Annotated in this window: 15 protein-coding genes; 8 read left to right on the top strand and 7 right to left on the bottom strand. The window is 69.0% G+C overall.

Going from position 1 to position 18,648, the window contains the following annotated elements; genetic code table 11:
- Nucleotides 1-10: 10 nt before the first annotated feature.
- A complete protein-coding gene (locus CVV72_RS19370) occupies nucleotides 11-709 on the bottom strand; it encodes a TetR/AcrR family transcriptional regulator (RefSeq protein WP_219153673.1) in 699 nt (232 codons plus the stop codon).
- 72 nt (nucleotides 710-781) lie between these two features.
- Here CVV72_RS19370 and CVV72_RS19365 point away from each other — a divergent pair, with 72 nt between their 5' ends.
- Nucleotides 782-2,212 (top strand): carotenoid oxygenase family protein, encoded by a 1,431-nt coding sequence (locus tag CVV72_RS19365; protein ID WP_219153672.1) that lies wholly within the window; start codon nucleotides 782-784, stop codon nucleotides 2,210-2,212.
- A gap of 1 nt (nucleotide 2,213) precedes the next feature.
- Here the strand turns inward: CVV72_RS19365 and fdhD are convergent, their stop codons facing one another.
- A complete protein-coding gene (fdhD, locus tag CVV72_RS19360) occupies nucleotides 2,214-3,044 on the bottom strand; it encodes a formate dehydrogenase accessory sulfurtransferase FdhD (protein WP_219153671.1) in 831 nt (276 codons plus the stop codon).
- Nucleotides 3,045-3,145: 101 nt separating this feature from the next.
- On the opposite strand from fdhD, the gene CVV72_RS19355 reads away from it, so the two are divergent.
- Genes CVV72_RS19355 through CVV72_RS19345 form a run of 4 tightly spaced genes read left to right on the top strand, consistent with a single transcriptional unit; the run spans nucleotide 3,146 to nucleotide 6,849 of the window.
- The gene (locus CVV72_RS19355; protein WP_219153670.1) at nucleotides 3,146-4,507 is read left to right on the top strand and encodes an OFA family MFS transporter; all 1,362 of its coding nucleotides are present in this window, start codon (nucleotides 3,146-3,148) and stop codon (nucleotides 4,505-4,507) included.
- Nucleotides 4,504-4,632, top strand: a complete 129-nt coding sequence (locus CVV72_RS41725) for a hypothetical protein (protein ID WP_255632739.1) — start codon at nucleotides 4,504-4,506, stop codon at nucleotides 4,630-4,632. Before CVV72_RS19355 ends, CVV72_RS41725 begins: the two co-directional genes overlap by 4 nt.
- A gap of 21 nt (nucleotides 4,633-4,653) precedes the next feature.
- Nucleotides 4,654-5,397, top strand: coding sequence for an SDR family NAD(P)-dependent oxidoreductase (locus CVV72_RS19350; protein WP_219153669.1), 744 nt, complete (start codon nucleotides 4,654-4,656; stop codon nucleotides 5,395-5,397).
- 48 nt (nucleotides 5,398-5,445) lie between these two features.
- Complete coding sequence (locus CVV72_RS19345) at nucleotides 5,446-6,849, top strand: LCP family protein (protein ID WP_219153668.1); 1,404 nt, start codon at nucleotides 5,446-5,448, stop codon at nucleotides 6,847-6,849.
- Between the two features lie 3 nt (nucleotides 6,850-6,852).
- On the opposite strand, the gene CVV72_RS19340 is transcribed toward CVV72_RS19345, so the two are convergent.
- Together CVV72_RS19340 and CVV72_RS19335 are read right to left on the bottom strand one after the other, a co-directional pair.
- Nucleotides 6,853-9,159, bottom strand: a complete 2,307-nt coding sequence (locus CVV72_RS19340; protein WP_219153667.1) for an FdhF/YdeP family oxidoreductase — start codon at nucleotides 9,157-9,159, stop codon at nucleotides 6,853-6,855.
- A gap of 44 nt (nucleotides 9,160-9,203) precedes the next feature.
- Complete coding sequence (locus tag CVV72_RS19335; RefSeq protein WP_219153666.1) at nucleotides 9,204-9,524, bottom strand: hypothetical protein; 321 nt, start codon at nucleotides 9,522-9,524, stop codon at nucleotides 9,204-9,206.
- A 122-nt stretch (nucleotides 9,525-9,646) separates the two neighbouring features.
- Here CVV72_RS19335 and CVV72_RS19330 point away from each other — a divergent pair, with 122 nt between their 5' ends.
- Entirely contained in the window at nucleotides 9,647-12,280 is a 2,634-nt protein-coding gene (locus CVV72_RS19330) for a valine--tRNA ligase (RefSeq protein WP_219153665.1), read from the top strand.
- Nucleotides 12,281-12,331: 51 nt separating this feature from the next.
- Here the strand turns inward: CVV72_RS19330 and CVV72_RS19325 are convergent, their stop codons facing one another.
- Nucleotides 12,332-13,207: an SGNH/GDSL hydrolase family protein gene (locus CVV72_RS19325; RefSeq protein ID WP_219153664.1), complete on the bottom strand. Its 876-nt coding sequence runs from the start codon at nucleotides 13,205-13,207 to the stop codon at nucleotides 12,332-12,334.
- A gap of 107 nt (nucleotides 13,208-13,314) precedes the next feature.
- Nucleotides 13,315-13,944: a bifunctional 2-polyprenyl-6-hydroxyphenol methylase/3-demethylubiquinol 3-O-methyltransferase UbiG gene (locus CVV72_RS19320; RefSeq protein ID WP_219153663.1), complete on the bottom strand. Its 630-nt coding sequence runs from the start codon at nucleotides 13,942-13,944 to the stop codon at nucleotides 13,315-13,317.
- A 70-nt stretch (nucleotides 13,945-14,014) separates the two neighbouring features.
- Here CVV72_RS19320 and CVV72_RS19315 point away from each other — a divergent pair, with 70 nt between their 5' ends.
- Nucleotides 14,015-15,691 (top strand): folylpolyglutamate synthase/dihydrofolate synthase family protein, encoded by a 1,677-nt coding sequence (locus tag CVV72_RS19315; RefSeq protein ID WP_219153662.1) that lies wholly within the window; start codon nucleotides 14,015-14,017, stop codon nucleotides 15,689-15,691.
- Nucleotides 15,688-16,089 carry a DUF4233 domain-containing protein gene (locus CVV72_RS19310; RefSeq protein ID WP_037310709.1) on the top strand — a complete coding sequence of 134 codons (402 nt, stop codon included), beginning with the start codon at nucleotides 15,688-15,690 and terminating at the stop codon, nucleotides 16,087-16,089. Before CVV72_RS19315 ends, CVV72_RS19310 begins: the two co-directional genes overlap by 4 nt.
- 55 nt (nucleotides 16,090-16,144) lie before the next feature.
- Here the strand turns inward: CVV72_RS19310 and CVV72_RS19305 are convergent, their stop codons facing one another.
- A complete protein-coding gene (locus CVV72_RS19305; RefSeq protein ID WP_219153661.1) occupies nucleotides 16,145-18,526 on the bottom strand; it encodes a penicillin acylase family protein in 2,382 nt (793 codons plus the stop codon).
- Nucleotides 18,527-18,648: the final 122 nt, after the last annotated feature.

Below are 18,648 nucleotides of genomic sequence, written 5' to 3'. Positions count from 1 at the left end.
TATCGCCGGATCAGGTGCCGATGTTTCCCTCTTTCGCGCGCCAGGCCTCGATCGAGACCCGAGCGGACCGCGTCGCGGCCTCGTAAGTGTCGCCGAGACCCACGCCGAGGGCGGTGGCCAGGGGAATCAGGATGTGGTCCACACCATTCTCGCCGTCGCCGAAGTGACCGGCGACCTCCAGCGTGATGTAGCCGTGCACGGCGCTCCAGAGCTGGGCGGCGACTTCGAACTCCGCGGCCGGACGGAACCGGCCCGTGTCGATCACCCGCTTCGCCGCGCGGACGAGGAAGCCGAACGCCTCGATGCCTTCCTCGCTGGCGTTCTGACGGGTCTCCTCCTTGGTCATGTCGCCGAGGGTGGCCTTCTGCCCGCTGGGCTGGCTCTGTCCGAAGGTCACCGCGTAGAGCTGCGGGTTGTCCACCACGGTCCGCCGGTACGCCAGCGCCAGGGTGAGGATGTCCGCGACCGGGTCGTCGGTCTCCTCGACCTCACCCAAATTCGCCGACAGTCGCCGGAAGCCTTCGCGGGCGACTTCGTTCACCAGGGCGCCCATCCCGCCGAAGTGGGTGTACACGGCCATGGTCGACGCGCCGATCTCGGCCGCCAGCTTGCGGGCCTGGAGCGCCTCGGGACCGCCGTCGGAGAGCAACCGGATCGCCGCCTCGATCAGCTTGGCCTTGACCTCGGCGGCGGAGGGTTTCGATGCCATGCTTGCCAGTGTCCCATAACCCTGTTATAAATGAGTACATAACATCGTTATTCCGCCGGTAGGGGGCCAGTGATGGGCAACAAGTTCCTCGAGGGCAACTTCGCCCCGGTCAGCCGTGAGCACACGATCACCGAACTGCCCGTCACCGGGCACGTCCCGGAGTACCTGGACGGGCGCTATCTGCGGAACGGGCCGAACCCGTTGTCCGAAGTGGACCCGGCGACCTACCACTGGTTCATGGGCGACGGCATGGTGCACGGCGTCCGGCTGCGGGACGGCCGCGCCGAGTGGTACCGCAACCGCTGGGTGCGCAACCCGCGGCTGTCCCGGGAGCTGGGCGAGCGCTGGGAAGGCGGGGCGGCCGGGTCTCTGGGGGCCAACACGAACGTGATCGGCCACGCGGGCAAGACCCTCGCGCTGATCGAGGGCGGTGCCACGAGCTTCGAGTTGACCGACGAACTCGACACCGTCGGTGCCTGCGACTTCGACGGCACGCTTCCGGGCGGCTACACGGCCCACCCGAAGCGCGATCCGGAGACCGGTGAGCTGCACGCCGTGTCGTACTTCTTCGGCTCGGGCAACAAGGTCCAGTACTCGGTGATCGACGCGCGGGGCCGGGCGCGTCGCACGGTCGACGTCGAGGTCGCCGGCTCGCCGATGATGCACGACTTCTCCCTGACCGAGAAGCACGTCGTGTTCTACGACCTCCCGGTCACCTTCGACAACGACCAGGCCGTCGCCGCGTCGGTCCCGTCGGTCCTGCGCACGCCCGCGCGGCTCGTGATGTCCGCGCTGGTCGGCAAGGTGAAGGTGCCGGACCCGCTCAGCGCGCGCCTGCGTCAGCGGATCTCGGGCAACGCGGGCCTGCCGTACCGCTGGAACCCGAAGTACCCGGCGCGGATCGGGGTCATGCCGCGGGAGGGCGGCAACGGCGACGTCCGCTGGTTCGAGATCGAGCCGTGCTACGTCTTCCATCCGATGAACGCCTACGACGACGGCGACGACATCGTGCTGGACGTCGTCCGGCACCCGAAGATGTTCGACACGGAACTGCTCGGACCCGCCGAGGGGCCGCCGACCCTGGACCGCTGGACCATCGACCTGACCGTCGGCAAAGTCGTCGAAGAACGCCTGGACGACCGGGGGCAGGAGTTCCCGCGCGTCGACGAGCGCCTGGTCGGACGGCGGCACCGCTTCGGCTACTCGGTGTCCACAAGGGACGGATCCGCGTCCTCGGGTGCGCTGCTGAAGCACGATCTGTGGAACCGGTCGGTCGCGTCGAGGGAATTCGGGGCGGGCAGCCAGGTGGGCGAGTTCGTCTTCGTTCCGTCCTCTGTGGACGCGGGGGAGGACGAGGGGGTGCTGATGGGCTTCGTCTACGACGCCGCGACGCAGAAGAGCGATTTGACCATTTTGGACGCGGGGACACTGGAGACCGTCGGCGCCGTGCACCTGCCGGACCGGGTGCCCAACGGCTTCCACGGCAACTGGGTGGGCGCCTGACTCAGTCGAGGCCGAGCACCCGCTGTTCCCCGCTGTAGAGGTTCATGCTGTCGCCGCGCAGGAAACCGATGAGGGTCATGCCGTTCTCGTCGGCCAGTTCCGCGGCCAGCGACGACGGCGCGGAAACCGCCGCCAGCAGGCCGATCCCGGCCATGGCGGCCTTCTGCACCAGTTCGAACGAGGCGCGTCCGGACACCAGCAGCCCGACGTCCGACGCGGGGATCCTGCCTTCCTGCAGCGCCCAGCCGAGAACTTTGTCGACGGCGTTGTGCCTGCCGACGTCTTCGCGGACGACGGCGAGGTTCCCGTCACCGTCGAACAGGGCGGCGGCGTGCAGCCCGCCGGTGCTGGCGAACACCTTCTGGTGTGCGCGGAGCGTGTCCGGGAGTTTCGACAGCACGCCGGTGCTCACCGCGAACTCGGACTTCTCCGGCGAAAACCGGCTTTTCAGCTTCACCGCGTCGAGCGCGGCCTTGCCGCAGACGCCGCACGAGGACGTGGTGTAGAAGTTCCGCTCGACACCCGTCTCCGGTGGAGCCACCCCTTCGGCCAGTGCGATGTCCAGGACGTTGTAGGTGTTGCGGCCCTGGTCGTCGACGCCGTCGCAGTAGCGCGCGACCGCGATGTCCTCGCGCGAGGCGAGCACACCCTCGGACAGCAGGAACCCGTGCGCCAGTTCCACGTCGTTGCCGGGTGTCCGCATGGTGACCGCGAGTGCCTTGCCGCCGACGCGGATCTCCAGCGGTTCTTCGGCCGCGAGCACGTCGGGCCGCCGCACGTCCTTCGTCGCGGAGATCTTCCGCACCGGACGCCGCACCGTCACCCTGCCCACTTGTCCACCCTTCTGACCGGTTATTCGACACTCGAGCACTGCAACGCCGGGAATTAAGTAATACATTCCCAGTGCACATCCTCAGAGTACGGAGGCGCCGGATGGCTGTCGGCTTCCTGGACCGTTCCCGCATCGTCGCAGCACCGGGCTGGAGCCGCTGGCTGGTGCCGCCCGCCGCGCTGGCCGTCCACCTGTCGATCGGTCAGGCGTACGCGTGGAGCGTCTTCAAACCGCCGCTGGAGAAGACCCTCGGGCTCAGCGGCACGGAGAGCGCTCTGCCGTTCCAGCTCGGCATCGTGATGCTCGGGCTGTCGGCGGCGTTCGGCGGGACGCTGGTCGAACGCAACGGGCCGCGCTGGGCGATGTTCGTTTCGATGGTCTGTTTCAGCTCGGGCTTCCTGCTGTCCGCGCTCGGCGTGGCGACGTCGCAGTACTGGCTCGTCGTCCTCGGCTGGGGCGGGATCGGCGGCATCGGGCTCGGGATCGGCTACATCTCACCGGTGTCGACGCTGATCAAATGGTTCCCAGACCGGCCGGGGATGGCCACCGGGATCGCGATCATGGGCTTCGGCGGCGGCGCGCTGATCGCCTCCCCGTGGTCTTCGCAGATGCTGGGCGCGGCGCCGTGGTCCATCGGGACCGTCGCGACGGCCTTCCTCGTGCACGGCCTGGTCTACGCGGTCTTCATGACCCTCGGCATCCTGCTGGTCCGGGTGCCCGCGGACGGCTGGAAGCCCGCGGGCTGGGAACCGAAGCCCGACCACGGCAACGCGATGATCACCACCGCGAACGTGTCGGCCCGCAACGCCCTCCGGACGCCGCAGTTCTGGCTGCTGTGGGTGGTCCTGTGCTTCAACGTGACCGCGGGCATCGGCATCCTGGAGAAGGCGTCGCCGATGATCGCGGACTTCTTCCGCGAGACCTCGACGCCGGTCGGCACCGCCGCCGCGGCCGGGTTCGTCGCGTTGCTCTCCCTGACCAACATGCTCGGCCGGTTCGTCTGGTCGTCCACTTCGGACCTGGTGGGGCGCAAGAACATCTACCGGCTCTACCTCGGTGCCGGCGCACTGCTGTACCTGGTGATCGCGCTGACCACCAACGCGTCGAAGCTCGTGTTCGTCCTGTGCGCCATGCTGATCCTGTCGTTCTACGGCGGCGGCTTCGCGACCGTGCCCGCGTATCTGAAGGACCTCTTCGGCACCTACCAGGTGGGCGCGATCCACGGCAGGCTGCTGACCGCGTGGTCGATGGCCGGGGTGCTCGGGCCGCTCATCGTCAACGCCATCTCCGACAGCCAGAAGGCGGCGGGCAAGGTCGGCCCCGACCTGTACACGACGTCGCTGTTCATCATGATCGGCCTGCTGGTCGTCGGTTTCGTCGCCAACGAACTGGTGCGGCCCGTCAACCCGAAGTACCACGAGCCGGCGTCGTCCGGTGAGCCCGCGAGGAGTGAGGCCCGATGACCGACCAGGCACCCGTACGCCGCCGCACCGGGCTGATGGTCTTCGCCTGGCTGTGGGTCGCGCTTCCGTTCGCCTACGGCGTCTACGAACTGTTCCGGAAGGTGGTCCAGCTCTTCGGCGGCTAGGAGACGGCTTAAGGTCGGCTGGTGGGAGTTCTGATCACCGGGGCGTCGCGCGGCATCGGCCGTGCGATCGCCCGCGCCTTCGCGGAAAAGGGCGACCGAGTCGCCGTCCACTACGCCTCGAAGCGGGAGGATGCCGAGCGGACCCTCGGCGAGCTGCCCGGTTCCGGGCACGGCCTGATCCAGGGTGACCTGGCGGATCCCGAGGTGGCGCAGCGGGTCGCCGACGAGGCCGAAGCGCTGGTGGACGGCATCGACGTCCTGGTGAACAACGCCGCCTTCGCGCCGTCCGCGTCGTCGGCCCATCCCGTCGCCGAAGTGTCCTATGAGGACTGGCAGCGGGTCTGGCGGCGGATGCTCGACGTCAACGTGCTCGGCACCGCCAACGTGACCTACTGTGTGACCCGGCACATGATCGAGCGCGGCGCGGCGGGCCGGGTGGTCAACATCGGCTCGCGAGGTGCCTTCAAAGGTGAGCCCGAGTTCCCGGCGTACGGCGCGAGCAAGGCCGCGCTGCACTCGCTCGGGCAGTCGCTCGCCGTCGCCCTCGCCCCGCACGGGATCGCGGTGACCACGGTCGCGCCCGGTTTCACCGCCACGGACCGCGTCGCGGCGAAGGTCGAAGGCGCGAGCGGGGAGAGCCCGTTCGGCCGGGTCGGCACGCCGGAGGAGGTCGCGGCGGCGGTGCTCTACCTCGCATCCGCCGAGGCCACGTGGGCGTCCGGCGCGATCCTCGACCTGAACGGCGCGTCGCATCTGCGGGTGTGAACTGGATCACCCATGCAGCACTGACGGCTCCCCGCGCGTCTAAGGATCGTGCACAAGCTGGGGAAGGTCCTGGTCGCCGCGCTGGCGGTGGCGGTGTTCGGCGGGACCGCGTACGGATACACGACGCTGGAGTCGCTCGACGGCATCGCCCGGGAAGACGTGATCGACATGCCGGACCCGGGAGAGCAGCCCGCCGACGGCTCGCTCGACATCCTCCTGGTCGGCCGCGATTCGCGGACCGACGAGAACGGCAACCCGCTGCCCCCGGAGATGCTGCGTGAGCTGCGGGTGGGCGCGAACGGCGACGACCTGACCGACACGCTCATCGTGCTCCGTATCCCCAACGGCCAGAAGGCCGTGAAGGCCTTTTCGATCCCGCGCGACTCCTGGGTCGCGGAGCCGGGGACGAAGGACAAGACCAAGATCAACGGGATCTTCGGTCACGCCAAGTTCGCTTCGGCGAACGCGCAGCGCGCGGCGGGCAAGACCGACAAGGCCGAGATCGACAAGGTGGCGATCACGGCCGCGCGGAAGGCGACCTTGAAGGCGGTCGAGGACCTCACCGGCGTCAAGATCGACCACTTCGCCGAGGTCAACCTGCAGAGTTTCTACGACATCAGCAAGGCCGTCGGCGGGGTCGAGGTGTGCTTGAACAGGGCGACCAAGGACCGCAAGTCCGGGGCGGACTTCCCGGCGGGGAAGCAGACGATCCAGGGCGCCGACGCGCTGGCCTTCGTCCGCCAGCGGGAGGATCTGCCTCGCAGCGACCTCGACCGCGTACGTCGTCAGCAGGTGTTCCTCGCCGGCCTCGCGAAGCAGGTGCTCTCCGCCGGGACGCTCGCCAACCCGGCCCGCGTCTCCGAACTGATCGACGCGGTGAAACGTTCGGTCGTGCTCGACGGCTCGTGGAACCTGCTCGACTTCGTCCGGCAGATGCAGGGCGTCACAGGCGGCGGTATCGCCTTCGACACGATCCCCATCGTCAATCCCGACTATCGCTACAACCCCAAGCAGCCGAGCTGGACCGCCGTGCAGGTGGACCCCGCCCAGGTTCGCGCTTTCGCCGCGTCCCTGATCGGCGCCCAGCCCACGACGCCGCAGGCGCCCGCCGGGCCCAAGGTCGACGTCGTCAACGCGAGCGGCAAGGACGGTCTCGCCGCTCGCGTTTCGGATCTGTTGGCGGAGAAGGGATTCGGCAAGGGCGAGACGACGGCCGAGACCGGACGGCGGACCTCCGTCGTCCGGTACAGCGACGCGTCCGGGCCCGCCACGGAGATCGCGAAGCTGCTCGGCGGGCTGGAAACCCAGAAGGCCGATTCCGTCGTGGCGGGACATGTACAGGTCGTCCTCGGCCAGGTCTACAAGGGACCGGGCGTGTCCGCGGGTGGCGGGGCGGCCGTCGCCCGGACCGACCAGCCCATCACCTCCGCCGACACCGGGTGCATCAACTGAGGGTCAGTCCAGCGGCTCCAGCCGCACCACGATCGCCTTGGACACCGGGGTGTTCGACTTGTCCGCCACCGAATCCAGCGGCACCAACGCGTTCGCTTCGGGGAAGTACGCCGCGGCGCAGCCCTTCGCCGTCGGATAGGAGACCACCCGGAACCGCGGGGCCCGGCGATCGCCGTCCCGCCATTCCGAGACCAGGTCGACCATCGCGCCGTCGGTGAGCCCGAGCGAGACCAGGTCGTCGGGGTTCACCAGCACCACGCGCCGCGCGTCCTCGATCCCGCGGTAACGGTCGGAAAGGCCGTAGATCGTGGTGTTGTACTGGTCGTGGCTGCGCATCGTCTGCAGCAGCAGCCTGCCATCGGGCACCTCGGGATACTCGAGTTCGGAGACGGTGAAGTTCGCCTTGCCGTTGGCGGTCCCGTTGAACTGCCGGGAATCGCGCGGCGCGTGCGGCAGGACGAAACCGTCGGGCTCGCGCACCCGGGCGTTGTAGTCGTGGCAGCCGGGGACGACGCGGGCGATCCGGTCGCGGATGAGGTCGTAGTCGGCGTGGAAATCCCGCCAGGGCACGGCGTGCCCGGCCCCGAGCAGGGCCTCCGCGAGATGGCAGACGATGGCGACCTCGGAGAGCAGGTGCTCGCTGGCCGGAGCCAGCCTGCCGCGTGAGGTGTGCACCTGCGACATCGAGTCCTCGACGGTGACGAACTGTTCGCCGCCCGCCTGGACGTCGCGTTCCGTGCGGCCGAGGGTGGGCAGGATCAGCGCGGTCCTGCCGGGGACGACGTGCGAACGGTTGAGCTTCGTCGACACGTGCGCGGTCAGCGAGCAGGACTTGAGCGCCTTCTCGGTCAGCTCCGTGTCCGGGGTGGCGGAAGCGAAGTTGCCGCCGACGGCGAAGAAGACCTTGGCCTTGCCGTCCCGCATCGCGCGGATCGCGGCGACGGTGTCATACCCGTGGTCTCGCGGGACCTTGATGCCGAACTCGACGTCAAGACTGTCCATAAAGGACTCGGGCATCTTCTCCCAGATGCCCATCGTCCGGTCGCCCTGGACGTTGGAGTGCCCGCGAACCGGGCACAGACCCGCACCCGGTTCGCCGATCATGCCGCGCACCAGCGCCAGGTTCGCGATCTCGGAGATCGTCTGCACGGCGTGCTTGTGCTGGGTCAGTCCCATCGCCCAGCAGTAGATGGTCCGCTTCGACGTCGCGATCATCCGTGCCAGCCGCTCGATCTGCTCCCGCGGCAGCCCGGTCGCGGCGCCGACCTCGGTCCAGTCGATCTCCCGCAGATGCTTCGCGTAGTCCTCGAACCCCTCGGTGGACGACTCGACGAACGCGCGGTCGACGATCGTGCCGGGAGTCTCCTGTTCCCACTTCAGCAGCAGATGACCGATCGCCTGGAACAGCGCGAGGTCGCCGCCGAGCCGGATCTGCGCGAACTCGTCGGCCAGCGGGGTGCCCTTGCCGACCACGCCGCGGACGTTCTGCGGGTTCTTGAACCGCATCAGCCCGGCTTCGGGCAACGGGTTGACCGCCATGATCTTCGCGCCGTTGCCCTTGGCCTCCTCCAGCGCGGACAGCATGCGCGGATGGTTGGTGCCGGGGTTCTGGCCGACCACCACGATCAGGTCCGCCTTGTGGATGTCGGCGAGCGACACCGAACCCTTGCCGATCCCGGTCGTGGCCGCGAGCGCCGCGCCGGACGACTCGTGGCACATGTTGGAGCAGTCGGGGAGGTTGTTGGTGCCGTAGGAGCGCACGAGCAGCTGGTAGAGGAACGCGGCCTCGTTGCTGGTGCGGCCGGAGGTGTAGAAGATCGCCTCGTTCGGGTCCTGCAGCGCGCGAAGCTCGTCCGCCACCAGCGTGAACGCGTCGTCCCAGGAGATCGGCTCGTAATGCGTCGCGCCTTCGCGCAGTACGAACGGCTCGGTGATGCGGCCCTGCTGGCCGAGCCAGTAGTCCGTCTTCTCCGCCAGCTCCCGAATCGAATGCGCGGCGAAGAACTCGCGGCCGACGCGTCGCTTCGTCGCCTCCTCGGCGACGGCCTTCGCGCCGTTCTCACAGAACTCGGCGAGCTTGCGGTGCTCGCCGTCGACCTCGCGCGGCTCGGGCCAGGCGCACCCGGGGCAGTCGAAGCCGTCACGCTGGTTCAGCAGGCGCAGCGTCTTCACCGTGCGTGCGGCGCCCATCTGTTCCATGCCGCGCATCAGGGAGACGGCGACCCCGGGGATCCCGGCCGCCCAGCTCTTCGGTTTCCCGACCTCGAGCTGTGTCTCGTCAACGTCGTTCGCGGGTGCTTCGCGGGTCATGACCCCATCGTGCGCCTTGCCGCTCCCGCGCGCGACCGAGGGGGTCAGGCGCCGGTGACGAGCCGGGCGATCTGCGTTTCGTCCAGCGGGAACCAGGGTGTCTCGTTGACGCCGCGTTCCTGCACCGCGTTCACCGTCACCGCGGCCACGACCAGCACGATCAGGCCGACGATCGCGGCGACGCCCGGCCACCGGCTCGACCCGGGGGCGGAGTAACCGCCACCGGCGGCCGCCTTGCGCTCCTTGCGGCGCTTCTTCTTGAGTTCCTTCTTCGCGCCCAGCCAGGCGTCCAGCTCGGCGTGCTTCTGCCAGTTCGGGTCCACCAGGTCCGGGTGGGTCTCGATCCGCCGGTCTTCTTCGTCCATCTGGCCATGTCCCCCGAGTGGTCGTGTTCCGCCGCCGAATTCCACCGGCCACCTTACCCGGACCGCCGCGGCGTTACGGCCGGTGAGGAACTCGGCAGAGGGGGTTCGTAGACTTGTCAACTGTGACCGAGAACGCCCAGCAGCAGCAGACCGACCTTCCGGGTACCTGGAACCCGGCCGACGAAGAAGCCTCGCTCTACCAGCGTTGGGTAGACGCCGGCTACTTCACGGCCGACCCCACGTCGGACAAGCCGCCGTTCACGGTAGTCATCCCGCCCCCGAACGTGACCGGTTCGCTGCACATCGGGCACGCGTTCGAGCACACCCTGATCGACGCCATCACCCGCTACCACCGCATGCTCGGCGACGAGACGCTGTACCTGCCGGGCATGGACCACGCGAGCATCGCGGTCCACGCGCTGGTCGAGAAGCAGCTCCGCGCCGAGGGCACCAGCCGCCGCGAGCTCGGCCGCGAGGCCTTCGTGGAGCGCGTCTGGCAGTGGAAGAACGAGCACGGCGGCAAGATCCTCGCCCAGATGAAGCGCCTCGGCGAGGGCGTGGACTGGACCCGTGAGCGGTTCACCATGGACGACGGCCTGTCCAAGGCCGTCAACACGATCTTCAAGAAGCTCTACGACGACGGCCTGATCTACCGTGCCGAGCGGCTGGTCAACTGGTCGCCGGAGCTGCGGTCGGTGCTGTCCGACGCCGAGGTGAAGCACGAAGAGGTCGAGGGCGAACTCGTCTCGATGCGCTACGGCGACGGTGAGAACGCGATCGTCGTGGCCACCACCCGGATGGAGACGATGCTCGGCGACACCGCCGTCGCGGTCCACCCGGACGACGAGCGCTACACGCACCTCATCGGCACCGAGGTCGAGCTTCCGCTGACCGGCCGCAAGATCCCGATCGTCGCGGACAAGCACGTCGACCCCGAGTTCGGCACCGGTGCGGTCAAGGTGACCCCCGCGCACGACCCGAACGACTTCGAGATCGGCCAGCGGCACGACCTGCCGATGATCACGATCATGGACGAGCAGGGCCGCATCGACGGCACCGGCACCGAGTTCGACGGCATGGACCGCTTCGAGGCCCGTGTCGCGGTGCGGGAAAAGCTGCGCGAGCAGGGCCGCATCGTCGCGGAGAAGCGTCCGTACCTGCACAGCGTCGGGCACTCCGAGCGGTCCAAGGAGCCGATCGAGCCGCGGCTTTCGCTGCAGTGGTTCGTCAAGGTCGGCCCGCTCGCGAAGGCCGCCGGCGACGCGGTGCGCGACGGCCGGGTGAACGTCCACCCGCCGGAGATGGAGAAGCGCTACTTCGACTGGGTCGACAACCTGCACGACTGGTGCATCTCGCGCCAGCTGTGGTGGGGCCACCGCATCCCGGTCTGGTACGGCCCGAACGACGAGGTCGTCTGCGTCGGACCGGACGAGGAGCCGCCTTCGGGTGAGGGCTGGACCCAGGACCCGGACGTCCTCGACACCTGGTTCTCGTCGGGCCTGTGGCCGTTCTCCACCCTCGGCTGGCCGGAGAAGACCCCGGACCTGAACAAGTTCTATCCGACGTCGGTGCTGGTCACCGGCTACGACATCCTGTTCTTCTGGGTCGTCCGGATGATGATGTTCGGCCTCTACGCCACCGGCGAGGCGCCGTTCAAGACCATCGCGCTGCACGGCATGGTCCGCGACCAGTTCGGCAAGAAGATGTCGAAGACCGCGGGCAACGGCGTCGACCCCATCGAATGGATGGACAAGTACGGCACCGACGCGCTGCGGTTCACCCTCACGCGGGGCGCCAACCCGGGCACGGACGTGCCGATCGGCGAGGAGTGGGTCGCGGGCTCCCGGAACTTCACCACGAAGCTCTGGAACGCCACCAAGTTCGCGATGATGAACGGGGCGGACGCGAACGCCCCGTTGCCCCCGGCCGCCGAACTCACCGAGGCCGACCGCTGGATCCTCGGCAGGCTCGGCAACGTCGTCGGCGAGGTCACCGGCTACCTGGCGGACTACCAGTTCGCGAAGGCCACCGACACGCTCTACCAGTTCACCTGGACGGAGCTGTGCGACTGGTACCTCGAGCTGTCGAAGGTCCAGGTCTTCCAGGGCGACGAAGCCCGCGTGACGGCGACGCGCGCGGTGCTGGGGCACGTGTTCGATACGGTGCTGAAGCTGCTGCACCCGTTCATCCCGTTCATCACCGAGAAGCTGTGGACGGCGCTGACCGGCCGCGAGTCGCTGGTCGTCGCCCCGTGGCCGGTGGCCGACGCCTCGTACGCCGACGCCGTGGCGGACAAGCGGATCGCGGACGTGCAGAAGCTGGTGACCGAGGTCCGCCGCTTCCGCGCGGATCAGGGCCTCAAGCCCAGCCAGAAGGTGGCCGCGCGGCTGTCCGGCGACGGATTCGCCGAGATCACCGGGCACGACGAGCCGATCCGCGCGCTGGTCCGGCTCACCCAGCCCGAAGAGGGCTTCGCGCCGAGCGCGTCGCTCGAGGTCGGCCTGTCGGCCGGTGTGGTGACCGTCGAGCTGGACCTGTCCGGCACGATCGACGTCGCCGCGGAGCGCAAGCGCCTGCAGAAGGACCTCGGCGCGGCGGAGAAGGAACTGGCGCAGGCCGAGGCCAAGCTCGGCAACCAGGCCTTCATCGACAAGGCGCCGGAGCCGGTGATCGGCAAGATCCGGGCCCGCAAGGAGACCGCGGTGGCCGACATCGAGCGGATCAACGCCCGGCTGGCGACGCTTCCCGCCTCCTGACCTCGTGAGTGGTAAGGACGGTTAGAACCGTCCTTACCACTCACGAGGGTTTCAGCGGAGGTGACGGAGGACCACTCCGGCCACCCCGACCATCCCGGTGCGGTAGGGGTGGTACGCCGCTGCGGCGAGCAGTTTCGTGTGCTGCCCGTTGATCCACGCGGCACCGTTCTTCGCGCAGGCGTCATGCCCGGCCGACGGACCGAAGGTATCCACGAAGGTCGCCTTGCCGTCGGCTGCGACGGCCTTCTCGATGGCCGAGTTCAACGCCTTCTCGACGTCGTTGAGCCAGGCGTAGTCGCCCTCCGCGAAGGGCAGGATCTTCGGGCAGTAGCCGCGTTCCGGCGCGATCCGCGGGTAGCCGACGACGAGCACGTCGGCGCGCGGCGAGCGGGCGTGGATCCCGGCCAGCACCTTCTCGACGTTCTTGCCGGTGTCGGCGATCTTGGCCTTGATGGTGTCGACACCGCCGACGGTGAACCGGTCCTGGCACGGATTCCCCGTGGGATCGCTCGCGCGCAGTGACGGGCAGGTGCCGACGAGCGTGCCGAAGACGCCGTAGTCGTTGCCGCCGATCCCGACCGTGACCAGGTCGGTGTTCGCGCGCAGGGCGCTGAACTGGGGCGGGTTGCTGCCGAGCGTCACGTTCTGCCGCTGCGTCATGTTGGTGGTGTCGGCGCCGCCGCAGCTGATATCGGTGAAGGAACGGACCCGCAGCGCCGAGGCGAGGATCGACGGATAGTTCTGCGTCGATTTGCCGCAGAAGAGGGGGTCGAGGCGGGGGAGCGGGATGAGCGGCCCGGACGTGTAGGAATCACCCAGCGCCACGTAATTCCGGTAGGACCGCGTGGCGGCGGTGGCCGCCGTGGCGGAGGCGATCAGCAGGACGACGGTCGAGACGGCCGCGAACAGGACGCGTCTGTAGCGCATGAGGACCCCGATCTCCGGACTGGATGGCCTCTCAAAAATGAACCGGATCCGCTCCCGTCGGCGCCGCCGATCGGGTGGTCGAGCGCCGGTTTCACCCGCTTGGGGTGTCACATCGGGTGATCGTCTTCCGGCCTCCGGTAGACGAGGAGATAACGGTAGAAGAGCAGGTTCCGGACCTTGCTCCCCGGCAACAGCCTGGCCGCGTCGCGCCGGATCCGGTTCATCGGCGGGTAGGTCTCCACGATCGGCGCCGTCGGCAGCGGATCGGCCCCGCCGTTGAGCCGGTCGCCCGCGTACACGACCACTCTGGCCACGGCGTTGACCGGTGAGGCCACGAGGGCCCGCGCGTAGTCGGCGAACGTGCTGGGCCTGCCGAGGCCGAGCACGGCCAGCACACCGCCCGGGACCAGCGCGTCACGCAGCTTCGTGACCGTGTCGAACGGCACATGGTGGAGCGACGCGAGGCAGGAGATGAAGTCGTACGCCTCCTCCGGCAGCTTTTCGGTGACGACGTCGGCCTGCCGGTACGAGATCGTGCCGGGCCCCGGCGAACCGGCGGCACCGGCGAGCTCGATCATCGGGCCGGACCGGTCGATCGCCTCGACGTGCATCCCGGTCGCCGCGAGCCGCCGCGCGAACCGTCCGCCGCCGCAGCCCACGTCCAGCGCCACGCCGGGGCCGGGAGGCAGCTGGTCGAGCAGCAGCGGGTGGTAGTGGTCGTTGTGGTTGAACCCCATGCGTCGAGAGTGCCAGGAAAAGCCGCACGTAGACTCGGTCCGACAGGTAGCAAGGGTAAGAGGAGAGTTCGTGCCGCGAGGTGACGGCCGGGATTCCGAAGATTTCAGGGAATCCCCGGACCTGGCAGATCTGGACAGTTTCGCCGGTGTCGACGAATTGGGGGCACGCGCCCACGATCCGTCCGACGACACCGACCCGGATCTGGACGCACCCGACGCCGCGTACCAGGCGGGCGGCGGTGCCGGCGGCGGGATCGGCGGAATCGGGCAGCTGGGGGACAACCTCGCGCTCGGCCCGGTGCCGGACCTCGTCGCCCCGGAGGACGTGGAACTGCACGAACTGGACGACCAGGGTGACGAGTTCGCCCCGGCCGACCCCAACGGGCAGCAGGCGCGCCGTGAACTGCTCGCCGTCGAGGCCGAGCTGAACCAGCGCTGGCCCGAGACCAAGATCGAACCGTCCCTCGCCCGGATCGCGGCCCTGGTCAATCTCATGGGTGAACCGCACCGCGGCTACCCGGTACTGCACGTCGCCGGGACCAACGGCAAGGGCTCGACCGTCCGGATGATCGACGCGCTGCTGACCCGGATGGGCCTGCGCGTCGGCCGGTACACGAGCCCGCACCTGCAACTGGTCACCGAGCGGATCGCCCTCGACGGCGCCCCCATCTCCGCCGCCGCGTACGTCGATCTGTATCGCGACGTCGCGCCGTACGTGACCATGGTGGACAACGCGGGCGGGCCCGACGCGGTGGCGATGAGCAAGTTCGAGGTGCTCACCGGCATGGCGTTCGCGGCCTTCGCCGACGCGCCCGTCGAGGCCGCGGTCGTCGAAACCGGGCTCGGCGGCTCCTGGGACGCCACCAACGTCGTGGACGGCGACGTCGCCGTCATCACCCCGATCGGTGTCGACCACGTCGAGTACTTCGGCGGGTCACCGGCCAAAGCCGCGGTGGAGAAGGCCGGGATCATCAAGCCCGGCAGCGTCGCGGTCATCGCCGAGCAGGACCCCGAAGTGCAGAAGATCCTGCTGGAACGCGCCGTCGAGGTGGACGCGAGCGTCGCCCGCGCGGGCAGCGAGTTCGGTGTGCTGGAACGCGAGATCGCCGTCGGCGGGCAGATGCTGAAACTGCAGGGCCTCGGCGGGGTCTACGACGAGGTCTTCCTGCCGCTGCACGGCGCGCACCAGGCGGCCAACGCCGCGCTCGCGCTGGCCGCCGTCGAAGCGTTCTTCGGTGCGGGCAAGGACAAGCAACTGGTCATCGAAGCCGTCCGCGAGGCTTTCGCCGAGGTCGAGACCCCCGGTAGGCTGGAGCGCGTCCGCGCCGCACCGACGGTGCTGCTCGACGCCGCCCACAACCCGCACGGCGCCAAGGCGCTCGCGACCACCGTCTCCGAAGAGTTCGCCTTCCGTCGTCTCGCCGCCGTGGTCGGCGTGATGGCGGAGAAGGACGCTCGCGGCATCCTGGACGCTCTCGAACCGGTCGTCTCCGAGATCGTCGTCACCAAGAACTCGTCCCCGCGCGCGATGCCGCTCGACGAGCTCAACGACATCGCCATCTCCATCTTCGGTGAAGACCGTGTCGTGGCCGAGCCCAGCCTGGACGCCGCGATCGAGACGGCCATCGGCCTCGTCGAGCAGAGCGACGACCCCGAAGAGCCCCTGGCGGGCGGCGGCGTGCTGGTCACCGGCTCGGTCGTCACCGCGGGTGAGGCCAGGACCCTGTTCGGTAAGGAGCCGGCGTGACCGACGAAACCCCGAAGCCGCCGGCCAAGGACCCGATGAAGTCCTTCCGCGGGGTGATGGCCGGCTCCCTGATCATGGAGGGCATCACCGTCGCGCTCGCGCTGCCGGTGGTGGCGAAACTCGGCGGCGGCGTCGGCTCGCTCACCGGCTGGTCGGTGATCGTCATCGCGGTCGCGCTGATCGTGCTCTGCGGTTTCCTGAAGAAGCCGTGGGCGGTGCCCGCGGTGCTGGTGCTGCAGGTCGCGCTGATCGCCTTCTTCGTCGCGCTGCCCGCCGTGGCGATCCTCGGGGTGATCTTCCTCGGGATCTGGCTGTGGCTGCTGTGGCTGCGCCGCGATGTGGCGCGGCGGATGGCGGCCGGGACGCTGCCGAGCCAGCAGCAGCAACCCCAGCAGTAGGCCTCGTGAGTGGTAAAGACGGTTCTAACCGTCCTTACCACTCACGAGGTTTTGCTTACCGCAGCCGCACCACGCGTAGCTCCGGTGACCTCGCGATATCCGCGGCGCAGAAGCGTCCCGGCACCCAGCCGCCCCGCGAGTACAACCGCGTTTGGTCGGCGAAATGGGGTGACGTGACGTCGGTCGACTGCGAGTACGTCATGATCGTCGAGACGTCCGGGCAGGCCTTGCCGTCGAACCCGACCACCTGCACGTAGCTGGATCCGTGGACGACCTCGTGGTTGCCCCTCGCCGGATCCCACAGTGCCGTGATCACGTTCAGCACGCCGAGGTCGCCAGGTCCGCCGTGGATCGGGATCCGTTTTCCGGCCCTGGTCACCGTCTGGTGATCGGCGAGCCTGCCGTCGACCGGGATGCCGTTGGCACGGAATTCCGCGAGCGTGTCACCGAAGGCCTTCTGCACGTCGGGGTTCCCGGTCGCGAGGGTGTTCGGCGTGGTGACCGGCCGATTCGGGTCGAACAGGACCTGCCAGATGCCCCGCAGCCCGCCGATCCGGTCCACGAACCGCTCGAAGAAGAGCGCGCCGCGGCTGTCGAGCCGGAACGTGCGGTCCCAGGACGCCAGTGTCGCGCAGGCGTTGCCAACGGGCACTGGGCCTGACGTGGACGGAGCCTGCCCGCCAGGGAAGGCCGCGCACATCTTCGCCGTGTCGGCGGCCGCGAGTTCGGCTGTGCGGCTTCGGTCGCGGTACAGCATGTCCTTCATCGACGACGGCGTGAATCCCTTGACGGCCAAGCCTTCTTCGGTGGCGATCAACGCTTCCCGTGTCCGGTCCGACCGCCGGGTGCCGGTCGTGCCGACGATCCGGGGGAGTGGCGCGATCGGTGCGCGGGCGTTGGAGAGCCAGGCGCTGTCGTTGGCGTTGAGTTCGTAGTCACGTCGCTGCTGCAGCGGCAGCCGGGACGGCGCGAACAGGCCCGGTTCCAGGGAACCCGGGTCGGAACCCCAGGCGCACGACGACTTCGAACCGTCCAAAATGGAGAGTCCGGTGCCGGGGAAGAGCGCCCGGCCCAGCGGGGTACCGCAGTCTGCCGCCCGCTCGTCGGTGACGTGCGGGACGACCTGAATGTCGCTGTAGAGCGCGTTTCCGGCCCGGTCCGTGGCGATGGTGTTGACCCACGGGACGCCTTGGGTGCGCGCGAGCGCGTTGGCGACGTCCGTGGTGCCGCGTGCTCCGGCCAGTTCGAACCAGGTGTTGAGGCCGCGCAGGTTTCCGGCGTTGCCGTCCCGCAGTGCGTGCGCGGACTTCGTCGTCCACGGCGTGGGCACCCCGAACGCCGAACCGAGGACCTGGCCGTACCTTGTTCCGTAGAAGGTGCGGGCGACCTGCCGCCGCTCCCCGCTCGGCTCGCGGACCTCGACCTTCACCTCCTGCGCGGTCATCTTCTCCGGTTTCCCGTCGACCAGGTACGTCGTCGGGTCGCCGGGTGCCAGCGGTACTTCGAAGAGACCGAACGTGATCGCCGTCGACACCGTATGCGTCCAGGCGACGTCGGCGTTGTGGCCGATCTGCGGCAGCGGGAGCCCAAGCAGGCTCCCGCCCGCGACGTCGAACCGGCCGGGAATGGTCAGCTGCGACTGCCAGAACCGGCGCCCGCCCTGCCACGGATAGTGCGGGTTGCCGAGCAGCAGGCCACCGCCGGACTTCGTCCCGTCTCCGCCGACGGCGATGCCGTTGCTGCCGAGTTCGCCGGTCTTCATGGTCTTTCGGAGCCCATCGGCGATTCGCGGCGCCGACTCCGGCCCTGCGGCCGGGGAGTCCTTTGTGGACGGAGGCTGCGTGCGGGCGAGGTCGGCCGCGAGCAAGCCCTGCCCGGCGACCGACGTGACGGCGTAGAAGTGCCGGTAGAAATCGAGTTCGGTGATCGGCCGGACCCAGTCCGCGCCGCGGCAGACCGGATCGGTGATGCGCTGGACGCCGGTCTGTTTCAGGTACGCGTTGTATCCCGCGACGTACCCGGCCGCCAGCTCCCGCACCTCTGTCCGCGGGCCGTGCGGCGCGGGCCGGGTGAGCAGCCGCTCGATCACGCCCGAGTCGTTGATCCGCTGGAAGTGCAGATCGCTGTCGAGGTTGTTCTCCGCCTCGCTCATCGCCGGGTTGCCCTGGCCGCCCGCGCCGAGATACGCGGACCGCCGCGCGGACACCGTCAGATAGGTGTTCGCGAGTTCGCAGATGTTGTCCTTGGCCGCGGCGAACCCGTAGCCGTAACCGAGCCCGTCGAAATCCTTCGCCGCGATATGCGGGATGCCGTACTCGGTGTACCTGATCACCGCCCGCGACCGGCCCAGCTCGTCCGCGGACGAGACCCCCGTCGTCAGGCTCGACACCGCCAAAGCCGCCGTGAGCAGCACGAGACCGCGCTGGAATCTTCGCATCGTTCCCCCATCCGGATCGACCAATCCCCGTGATCGAAAGTACCGGCGCCGACACGGGGAGGCATCGACCGAACGGTTGAGCCGGCTACCGTCCGTTCGTTCATCACCAGGTCAATCGCCGT

This window comes from Amycolatopsis sp. TNS106 (genome assembly GCF_019330265.1).
GTDB classification, from domain to species: Bacteria; Actinomycetota; Actinomycetes; order Mycobacteriales; family Pseudonocardiaceae; genus Amycolatopsis; species Amycolatopsis lurida.
Note: the sequence above shows the minus strand (reverse complement) of the source record. Positions and strands in the feature narration are given on the sequence as shown.